Source organism: Trinickia sp. (assembly GCF_051953955.1).
Taxonomy (GTDB): domain Bacteria; phylum Pseudomonadota; class Gammaproteobacteria; order Burkholderiales; family Burkholderiaceae; genus Trinickia.
Genome location: NZ_JBQCIF010000049.1, coordinates 1 through 10,440, shown reverse-complemented (window position 1 = coordinate 10,440; position 10,440 = coordinate 1). Strand labels below are relative to the sequence as shown.

Sequence of the window (10,440 nt, the reverse complement as noted above, 5' to 3'; positions counted from 1 at the left end):
TTGGGAGGAGAAGCGAGACGGCACGACGGGCCGCGCGGTAACGTGGCATATCTCACCGTCGGACTATGCGCCGCTCGCGCAGGAAACGGATGAGGGGCTTTACCCGATCCTGGCCGATCAGGTTGGGATGCCGAAAGCGGTATTTACGCAGGCAGGGGAGCGGGTGTGGAGTGCCGCGGCCAGCGTATGGGGCAAGATTTTGCCTGCCAAGGGCGCAGCGAACGAGGCAACGGGTACCGGCGCGGCATTCGATACTAGCTTGCGGTTTGCGGGGCAGTGGGAGGATGAGGAGTCGGGGTTACATTACAACCTGAACCGGTACTATGATGCGGAGTCGGGGCAGTACCTGAGTGTTGACCCGATTGGGCTTGCAGGTGGGTTGCGAACTCACGGCTACGTCGCCGTTCCGTCAGCGGCGTTTGACCCGCTCGGGCTCGCTTCGTGTAGCTTCTTGTATCGCGGCGTCAGCGCGAAACACCCGGCTATCGAAGAAGCAAAGCGAGGCATCGTCCGGCCGGCGAATCCGAGCGCGCAAATGACGCCAGAGGAACATGCTGAAGGCGGAGGCACGGGGGAAAGTCAATACGTGTCTTGGACGAAGAGCAAAGACCTTGCGCTTGATCATGCAAATAAGGACGGTCCAGGCGGGGTATTGCTAAGTGTTCCTGTTGGGGCGCCTGGACCCGGTGATGCGTGGCGTTGGGGCTTGGACCCACATTAATCAGTGGGGAGAACCCGAGATGCTGCAAGAAGGGACGAGAACAGGCGTCACCGTGTCGCGCGAGGGGTGCAAATGACTACCGTCTCGTACTTAATACAGTTGTTGGATCAACGTCCCGATACTTCTTGGGCCAATGAACTGCGCAGCGTCTTGCTATCGCCTGACTTGAGTGCGCGTCCCATCGGCGTTCAGCACTGCTCGGTCCGTTTTGCGCTTAGCCAGGCGCAGCGGCGACTCGACAGTTCACGACGGTTAAACAAAACGACATTCGGCATAGAGAGCCTTATTTCTGAGCTTTGCTTGCTAAACGAAGACCAGACGTTGGACTATTACGTTGTCTCGACATCGCGGCACCTTGGAACATGCTATGTCAACAAAGAGCGACTCATCGGTTGCGAATTCGTTCTGAAAGGCGGGACTGAGACAAAACCCGGGTTATGGGTCGACGGAAAGCAAGTGTCGTAATGACAGAGGGCCGCTTGCGAGGCCCGCTGTCATTTAAGCGGCGGTGATGGCAAGCCCGCCTTGTAATGTGATCCGGGGTCGGGACAGTATCTGTCTTCCGACCCGATCGGGCTGGCGTTGTGACATTTCCGGCAGCGAACGATAGGCCGAGGCGCAGTGTCGTTCTCCTCCTTCATTGCAGCCCTGGTCAGGGCATTGTCAGCACGGGCATCTTGCGAGCCGGCCCGTGCCGTGTCCGATGCCATAATGCGGCCTTCCAGCCCGTATTCGACGACGCACGAAATGACCGCCAAACCGACCGCCATGCCCTTCAGCGAGCTTCCGCTCGCACCTGCCACGCTCGCCAATCTCGCGCGGCTCGGCTACGTCGTCATGACCCCGATCCAGGCGGCGAGCCTGCCTGCCGCGCTGGCAGGGCACGACCTGATCGCCCAAGCGAAGACAGGAAGCGGCAAGACGGCCGCCTTCTCGCTCGCATTGCTGGCCCGGCTCGACGCCCGCCGTTTCGACGTGCAAGCGATGGTCCTGTGCCCGACGCGGGAGCTTGCCGATCAAGTCACGCAGGAAATCCGCCGGCTCGCGCGCGCCGAGGAAAACATCAAGGTGCTGACGCTTTGCGGCGGCACACCGATCGCGCCGCAAGCAGCGAGCCTTGAACATGGCGCGCACATCGTCGTGGGTACGCCGGGGCGCATCATGGATCATCTAGCGCGCGGGAGCCTCGCGCTCGGCGCGCTGAACACGCTCGTGCTCGACGAAGCGGACCGGATGCTCGACATGGGCTTTTACGACGATATCGCCAACGTTGCGAGTCAATGCCCGAAGGAGCGGCAAACGCTGTTGTTCTCGGCGACGTATCCCGAGGGCATTGCCAAACTGAGCCAGCGGTTTCTACGCAGTCCGAAGGAAGTGCGGCTCGAAGAACGTCACGACGACAGCAAGATTCGCCAGCGCTTCTATGAAGTGAAGGAAGACGAGCGCTTGCATGCGGTCGGCCTGCTGCTCAATCACTACCGTCCCGTGAGCACGATCGCATTTTGCAACACGAAACAGCAATGCCGGGATCTGCTCGACGTGCTGCGAGCGCAGGGTTTTCATGCGTTGGCGCTGCACGGCGAGCTCGATCAGCGCGAACGCGATCAGGTGTTGATCCAGTTTGCAAACCGCAGTTGCTCGGTGCTCGTCGCCACGGACGTCGCAGCACGCGGGCTCGACTTCGCGCAGCTCGAAGCCGTGATCAACGTCGACGTGACGCCGGACGCGGAAGTGCACGTGCATCGGATCGGCCGCACGGGCCGCGCGGACCAGGACGGCTGGGCGCTGAGCCTCGCGAGCATGAACGAGATGGGCCGCGTCGGCGGCATCGAGCAAGCGCAAAACCGAGAGGTCGAATGGCATGCGCTTTCCGAGCTGACGGCGACCGATGATGCGCCATTGTTGCCCCCGATGGAAACGCTGCAGATTCTCGGCGGACGCAAGGAGAAAATCCGTCCCGGCGACGTCCTGGGCGCGCTGACGGGCGAAGCGGGCTTCAGCGGCGCACAGATCGGCAAGATCAACGTGACCGAGTATTCGACCTATGTCGCGGTCGAGCGAAGCATCGCGCGCGATGTGCTGCGCAAGCTCAACGCGGGCAAGGTGAAAGGCAAGAAAGTGAAGGTCCGTTTGATGGACGAGTAGTCCTCTCTCATTCCCTCCGTTAGGTACGCTCGTTGCTTGCGTCGCGCCTGCGCGCGGCGGACCAGCGCGATCACGCGGCGCGTTATGAAGCATAAAGCCGAGCCGGGTTCGGAACGGTTTTTGCTGCGCATCGCAGTCAATCGGGCGCGATGCCGCGCAAAGCGGTGCTCCGTTCTTTCGTACCGTCACCCAGGGAAGGTTAAGGCCAGCCATGTCCACCGTCTCGACTCCAATGCGCGTCGTCAACGTACTGTCCGTGATCTTTTGCGGGCTCACCGCGCTCTATCTCCTCATCGGCGGCGTATGGCTGCTGGCCGTCGGCGGATCGCCGTATTACATCGCGACGGGGATCGTCCTGCTCGCCGTGGCTTGGCTGATCGCGCGGCGACATCCGGCTGCTTTCCTGCTCTATGCGGTCGTATTGATCGGCACGGCGGGATGGGCGCTCTGGGAGTCGGGTCCCGACTTTTGGGCGCTCGTGCCGCGCTGCGACGTGCTCGTCATTTTCGGCATATGGCTGCTGCTCGTCGTGAGTCCCTCGCTGATACCGCCGCGCGGCACGGCCGTGGGGGTGCTGCTCGGCGCGCTCGTGATTTGGGGCATCGTGCTCGTCTATGCGGTGTTCAACGATCCGCAAACGGTGAACGGCACGTTCAGCGCACAAACGGCCACCCCGGCCCCGGCGCCGGCCAGCGGGGCCGATGCCGTCGATTGGCCCGACTACGGGCGCACGCCGGAAGGCACGCGCTACTCGCCGCTTGCGCAAATCACGCCAGAGAACGCGAAGAACTTGAAAGTCGCTTGGATATTTCGGACGGGCGACATGAAAGGTCCGAATGATCCGGTCGAAATCACCAACGAAGTGACGCCGCTGAAGATCGGTGACATGCTTTATCTGTGCTCGCCGCACCAAATTCTGTTTGCGCTCGATGCGCAGACGGGCGAGTTGAAGTGGAAGTTCGATCCGAAGCTGAAGGCGGATCCATCGTTCCAGCACGTGACTTGCCGCGGCGTTTCCTACGCGGACCTTTCGGGTAGCGTCGACGCATCGGGCGCGGTGCAGGGGGACGGTGCTGCCGCGGCCGCGCAGGCGTCCTCGGATGCGCAAGCCACCGGGGCTGCGGCCAACGATGATGCGTCGGCCAGCGATGCCGCCTCGGCTCCGCAACCATCGGCGGCTGCAGCGGTCGCCGCATCGTCGGGGCTTTGCACGCGCCGAGTCTTGTTGCCCGTCAACGATGGGCACCTTTACGCGCTCGATGCGAAAACAGGCCAGCGTTGCGCCGATTTCGCGAACAATGGCGACCTCGATCTCCAGCACGACGAGCCCGTGACGACGCCCGGCATGTACGAACCGACTTCGCCGCCCGTCGTGACGAGCAAGGTCATCATCGTCGCCGGCTCGGTCGAGGACAACTTCTCGACGCGCGAGCCGTCGGGCGTGATTCGCGGCTTCGACGTTCGCACGGGCAAGCTGCTCTGGGTGTTCGACCCGGGCGCGCAGGACCCGAACGCCATTCCTGGCCCCGGCCAGCACTACACGTGGAATTCGCCGAACTCGTGGGCGCCTGCTGCCTACGATCCGAAGCTCGACATGGTCTATCTGCCGATGGGCGTGTCGACGCCCGACATCTGGGGCGGACACCGCACGCCGCTGCAAGAGCGCTACGCGAGCGGCCTGCTGGCGCTGCATGCGTCGACGGGCAAATTCGCGTGGTTCTACCAAAGCACGCATCATGATCTTTGGGACATGGATCAGCCTTCGCAACCCACGCTGGCCGACATCACGGCCGGCGACGGCAAAACCATCCCCGTCGTCTACGCGCCCGCGAAAACCGGCAATCTTTATGTGCTCGACCGCCGCACGGGTCAACTCGTCGTGCCCGCGCCCGAACGGCCCGTGCCGCAGGGCGCCGCGCCCGGCGATCATGTCTCGCCGACGCAGCCGTTTTCCGATCTCACGTTCCGCCCGAAAGCGAATCTGTCCGGCGCGGACATGTGGGGCGCGACGATGTACGACCAGCTCGTTTGCCGCGTGATGTTCCACAGGCTGCGCTACGACGGTATCTACACGCCACCGTCGTTGCAGGGCACGCTCGTGTTCCCGGGCAACTTGGGCATGTTCGAGTGGGGCGGCATCGCGGTCGATACCGATCGTCAAATCGCCATTGCCAACCCGATCGCGTTGCCGTTCGTCTCGCGGCTGATTCCGCGCGGCCCGGGCAATCCCATGGAGCCCGTAGCCGGGGCGAAGGGCAGCGGCACGGAAGCGGGCGTGCAGCCGCAATATGGCGTGCCCTATGGCGTGACGCTGAATCCGTTCCTGTCGCCGTTCGGCCTGCCGTGCAAGCAGCCCGCGTGGGGTTACATCTCGGCGATCGACTTGAAGACGAATCAAATCGTTTGGAAGAAGCGCATCGGCACGACGCGCGACAGCACGCCGATTCCGCTGTCGTTCAAAGTGGGCATGCCGATGCTGGGCGGCCCGATCGTGACGGCGGGCCGTGTGGCGTTCATCGGCGCGACGGCCGACGACTACATCCGCGCCTTCGACGTCGACAACGGCAAGCAAGTGTGGCGTGCGCGTCTGCCGGCCGGTGGTCAGGCCACGCCGATGACGTATTCGGCGGGCGGCCGTCAATACGTGGTGATCGCCGCGGGCGGGCACGGATCGTTCGGGACGAAGCTCGGGGATTACGTGATTGCGTATGCGTTGCCGAAACAGTGAGCGTAGCGGCCGCCCAAAAAAATAGCGCCGCGGGCTGAAAACCCGCGGCGTCATTGCGCGTTGCTAGGCTGGGGTTACGACGAGAAAAACACGCCATACCCCATACTCCATAGCCAGCAGCTTTACACCTTCACCGTGTCGGCCACTTCCTTGAAGTCTTCGATCTGATCGAAGTTCATGTACTTGTAGATCTTGTCGCCGTTGGCGTTGAGCACGCCGATGTCGGCCATGTACTCGTCCTTGCTCGGGATCTTGCCCAGGCGCGAGCAGATCGCCGCCAGTTCCGCCGAGCCGAGGTACACGTTCGTGTTCTTGCCGAGCCGGTTCGGGAAGTTGCGCGTCGACGTCGACATGACCGTCGCGCCTTCGCGCACCTGCGCTTGGTTGCCCATGCACAGCGAACAGCCCGGCATTTCGGTGCGGGCACCGGCGGTGCCGAACACGCCGTAGTGGCCTTCTTCCGTCAACTGCTTCTGATCCATCTTCGTCGGCGGAGCCACCCACAGCTTGACGGGGATATCGCGCTTGCCTTCCAACAGCTTCGATGCGGCGCGGAAGTGGCCGATGTTGGTCATGCACGAGCCGATGAACACTTCGTCGATCTTGGCGCCGGCCACGTCGGACAGCGTCTTCACGTCGTCCGGATCGTTCGGGCAGGCGACGATCGGCTCATGGATGTCGGCCAGGTCGATCTCGATGACGGCTGCGTAATCGGCGTCGGCATCGGGGGAAAGCAGTTGCGGGTCGGCCAGCCACTGCTCCATCGCCGTGATGCGGCGCTGCAAGCTGCGCGGGTCCTGGTAGCCCTGCGCGATCATCCACTTGAGCAGCGTGACGTTGCTGTTCAGGTATTCGATGATCGGCTCCTTGTTCAGATGAACCGTGCAACCGGCGGCCGAGCGCTCGGCCGATGCATCCGACAATTCGAACGCTTGCTCGACCTTCAGATCGGGCAGACCTTCGATTTCGAGGATGCGGCCCGAGAAAATGTTCTTCTTGCCTTGCTTCGCGACCGTGAGCATCCCTTGCTTGATCGCGTAGAGCGGAATCGCGTTGACGAGGTCGCGCAGCGTCACGCCCGGCTGCATCTTGCCCTTGAAGCGCACGAGCACCGATTCCGGCATGTCGAGCGGCATCGTGCCGGTGGCGGCTGCAAAGGCCACCAAGCCGGAACCCGCCGGGAAGCTGATGCCGATCGGGAAGCGCGTGTGTGAATCGCCGCCGGTGCCGACGGTGTCGGGCAGCAGCATGCGATTCAGCCACGAGTGGATCACGCCGTCGCCCGGGCGCAGCGCGATGCCGCCGCGCGTGCTGATGAAGTTGGGCAGCGTCTGGTGCGTTTTCACGTCCACCGGCTTCGGATAGGCGGCGGTGTGGCAGAACGATTGCATGACGAGATCGGCCGAGAAGCCGAGGCACGCCAGATCCTTCAGTTCGTCGCGCGTCATCGGGCCCGTGGTGTCCTGCGAGCCTACCGACGTCATCTTGGGTTCGCAGTACGTGCCCGGGCGCACGCCCTGGCCTTCGGGCAAGCCGCATGCGCGGCCGACCATCTTTTGCGCGAGCGAGAAGCCCTTGCCGCTGTCGGCTGGCTGCTGCGGCAGGCGGAACAGCGTCGAAGCGGGCAGGCCCAGCGCTTCGCGTGCCTTCGCCGTGAGCCCGCGGCCGATGATCAGAGGAATGCGGCCGCCGGCGCGCACTTCGTCGAACAGCACGTCGGACTTGACGCGGAATTCGGCGATCACTTCACCGTTCTTCAGCGCTTTGCCTTCGTAAGGGCGCAACTCCACGACGTCGCCCATTTCCATCTTCGAGACATCGAGCTCGATCGGCAGGGCGCCGGCATCTTCCATCGTGTTGTAGAAGATCGGAGCGATCTTGCCGCCGAGGCACACGCCGCCGAAGCGCTTGTTCGGCACGTAGGGGATGTCTTCGCCCGTGAACCAGAGTACCGAGTTCGTGGCCGATTTGCGCGAGGAGCCCGTGCCGACCACGTCGCCCACGTAGGCAACGAGATGGCCCTTTTCCTTCAGCGACTCGATGAACTTGACCGGGCCGCGCTTGCCGTCTTCTTCGGGCGTGATGCCGGGCCGGGCGTTCTTCAGCATGGCCAGCGCATGCAGCGGGATGTCCGGGCGCGTGGTGGCATCGGGGGCGGGGGACAAGTCATCCGTATTCGTTTCGCCCGTAACCTTGAAGACCGTGATGGTCAGGCTTTGCGGCACTTCGGGGCGGCTCGTGAACCATTCGGCGTCGGCCCAGCTTTGCATCACGGCGCGCGCGTTGGCGTTGCCCTTGTCGGCCAATTCCTTGACGTCATGGAACTGATCGAACATCAAGAGGGTTTTCTTCAGTGCATCGGCGGCTGCGGCGCCGACTTCGGCGTCCGACAGCAGCTCGATCAGCGGCTGGATGTTGTAGCCGCCGAGCATCGTGCCGAGCAATTCGGTGGCGCGCTGGCGCGAGATCAGGGGGCTGGCGGTTTCGCCTTTGGCGACTGCGGCCAGGAAGCCTGCCTTCACGCGGGCGGCTTCGTCCACGCCGGCGGGCACGCGGTGGGTGATCAGATCGAGCAGCGTCTGCTCTTCGCCGGCGGGCGGATTCGCCAGCAGTTCCACGAGCTCGGCCGTTTGCTGAGCCGTGAGCGGCAGGGGGGGAATACCGAGCGCGGCGCGCGCGGCCACGTGAGCACGAAAGTTTTCAAGCATGGGGGACCTGCTGGTATGACGTTTCAGTGGGAGGTTCGTCCGGCGTTCCGGACCATGCCGGACGCTGCTGCGAGCGGGATTTTAACCGCGATCCGGTGAAGCGTCAAATGTCTTATATCTTATATAAGAGTTGGTCGCGGGGCGTGCCCGGCCTAGGGAGGAGACGCGCCGCCTGCGCCCTCAATCCCTCGACAATTGAAGACAGGCAGTGAGCCGGGCGACGACCCGGTTTACTTCCCGCACTTCCGTTGGTCCTAATTTTTCCACCGCGACAGCGATGACCGCGGTACGCAATCAAAATAACTCGATGCAACTGCGGCCGTGCGGCATTCGGCGCCGATCGCCATCAACCTACCGCTCATATCCAAGTCCGTATCAAGACATGCGCAACGATAGAACAATGTGTTTGACCGAGGAAGAACGAAAGTTCATATCGGCCGTGCAAGACAGCATCCGCAAGGTCGATCCGACGCTGGCCGACGACCCAGCCTTACTTTATCCGTAAAATGAACGTTTTTTTGGCATTCAGACTTCAACAGCCGACTCTCCCGTCACGAGAGGAACACCTTCGGACCATCTGGAGAATCGCACAACTGTTCGAACCATTCGGTCTTCCAATCGAAATTTGGCATCCGGCAGCCCCAACGCGGAAGAAGTCCCTTGCATACCGTGCGTTCGACTGCGGCGGTCCAACGCCTGCCGCGCTCGAGATCCAGCGAGTGCAGGACGGGAAGGACGGAATGGCTAACTATCGGAGTACGGGCGTATGGAGCGGAAGCGAGAAAGGAAAGGGCGGGGTGCTCTCTGTTTCGTTTTCATCTAATCCTGATTCGCCGATCTGCTTGTTCGATCTGCAATTCGACGAGGTCGACGCGCTTGACAGCGCGAGAAACATGCAACAACTCATGCTTGGACTGCTTGACATATGCCCTGGCGCCTTCTACATCGAAGTCGGCCCGCTACGGTACTACACCACGTATCAGGTGTTCCCCAAGCGACCGGGGGTTGGCTGGATGCTCTATCTTCCGCAAGCGATCGTGAGCGAGCAACTCCCCGAAGCGGCGGAACTGCTGCCCGTCATGGAAGGAGAGAAGCAAACTGGAACGATCATCGTGAGCGTCGCGGACACTGTGTTCTCCGCTGACAATCCGGATCACGTCGAAATCGCGAATGCGATCGAAATCCGATTGGCGGACCAAGACCTTTTACCTCGATAGCGGTGGCAGTGCGAAGCACATTCACCGCTTGCCTGTCCGGGCGCTGGGCGGAGTTCGTGGGTCTGCATGTTCGAGCATGCAGGTCTAAACGTACGTGACCATTCTTGCGCTCAAGGATATCCACGCGGCGGCGCACCCGGCGAGGCTGGAGCGTCGGGAAGCGGGTTTCCAGCTTGGTCGGGTTCAGGCCGGGCTAGATCCAGACGACTGGAAACCGTTCGACGATGTTGGAGCCGGCGTGCGCGAATTGCGAATCCGAGATGATCATGGGATCTATCGGGTGATGTACGTGGCGAAGTTCGAGGCGGCGATCTACGTACTGCATTGCTTCCAGAAGAAGACGCAGGCTACGTCCAAGCAGGACAAGGAAATTGCTGCGAGCCGCTACCGTGCGGTGATGCGAGAAAGGAAGGAACAGAAATGAGCAAAGTGGACACGCGTGTCCGCCACGTGACGAAGCCAGGCGCGAACTTGTTTGCCGAACTGGGCTTCGCGCCCGAGGAGGCGCGGTTGTATCAAGAGCAGTCGCGTGCCCTGATCAGTCAAACGTTGGCGCTGAAGGCGCAACTCATGGGCGAGCTGGCCTCGTGGATCGAGGACCACCATCTGAGGCAAGCCGAGGCGGCCGAGATACTGCATGTCTCGCGGCCTCGCGTGTCGGATGTGGTGAACCAGAAGGCCAGCAAATTCACAATTGATGCGCTGGTGGACATGTTGGCCCGCGTTGGCAAGCCGGTCAAAGTGGTCGTCGGCTGACTCACTGCGGCACGAACGGCATGATTCCGTGATAGCGCCCCCTTCGATCGCTTCGGCTATGCAGTTACACCCCATATCCCGAAGCCCGCATCAACCGCCGCGACAGCTCGCCCTCCAAACCTTCGGTGGAAAACTGTGCACGCAGTCTCGCATCTTCGCGGAGGG

7 protein-coding genes are annotated in these 10,440 nt (G+C 62.4%); 6 read left to right on the top strand and 1 reads right to left on the bottom strand.

All coding sequences use genetic code 11. The annotated features are described in order from the left end of the window. The 3 genes from ACTHNZ_RS09450 to ACTHNZ_RS09440 form a co-directional block, all read left to right on the top strand. A partial coding sequence (locus tag ACTHNZ_RS09450; protein ID WP_440542244.1) for an RHS repeat-associated core domain-containing protein occupies positions 1-721 on the top strand: 721 nt, incomplete at its 5' end. A gap of 747 nt (positions 722-1,468) precedes the next feature. After that, on the top strand, positions 1,469-2,866 hold the full coding sequence (dbpA, locus tag ACTHNZ_RS09445) for an ATP-dependent RNA helicase DbpA (protein WP_440542243.1): 1,398 nt from the start codon (positions 1,469-1,471) through the stop codon (positions 2,864-2,866). Positions 2,867-3,077: 211 nt separating this feature from the next. After that, positions 3,078-5,594 (top strand): glucose/quinate/shikimate family membrane-bound PQQ-dependent dehydrogenase, encoded by a 2,517-nt coding sequence (locus tag ACTHNZ_RS09440; RefSeq protein WP_440542242.1) that lies wholly within the window; start codon positions 3,078-3,080, stop codon positions 5,592-5,594. A 122-nt stretch (positions 5,595-5,716) separates the two neighbouring features. On the opposite strand, the gene acnB is transcribed toward ACTHNZ_RS09440, so the two are convergent. Beyond that, the gene (gene acnB / locus ACTHNZ_RS09435) at positions 5,717-8,302 is read right to left on the bottom strand and encodes a bifunctional aconitate hydratase 2/2-methylisocitrate dehydratase (protein ID WP_440542241.1); all 2,586 of its coding nucleotides are present in this window, start codon (positions 8,300-8,302) and stop codon (positions 5,717-5,719) included. A 740-nt stretch (positions 8,303-9,042) separates the two neighbouring features. On the opposite strand from acnB, the gene ACTHNZ_RS09430 reads away from it, so the two are divergent. From ACTHNZ_RS09430 to ACTHNZ_RS09420, 3 genes are all read left to right on the top strand, one after another. Continuing rightward, positions 9,043-9,519 (top strand): hypothetical protein, encoded by a 477-nt coding sequence (locus ACTHNZ_RS09430; protein ID WP_440542240.1) that lies wholly within the window; start codon positions 9,043-9,045, stop codon positions 9,517-9,519. A 94-nt stretch (positions 9,520-9,613) separates the two neighbouring features. After that, positions 9,614-9,943, top strand: a complete 330-nt coding sequence (locus ACTHNZ_RS09425; RefSeq protein WP_440542239.1) for a type II toxin-antitoxin system RelE/ParE family toxin — start codon at positions 9,614-9,616, stop codon at positions 9,941-9,943. Beyond that, positions 9,940-10,275: a helix-turn-helix domain-containing protein gene (locus ACTHNZ_RS09420; protein ID WP_440542238.1), complete on the top strand. Its 336-nt coding sequence runs from the start codon at positions 9,940-9,942 to the stop codon at positions 10,273-10,275. Before ACTHNZ_RS09425 ends, ACTHNZ_RS09420 begins: the two co-directional genes overlap by 4 nt. Positions 10,276-10,440: the final 165 nt, after the last annotated feature.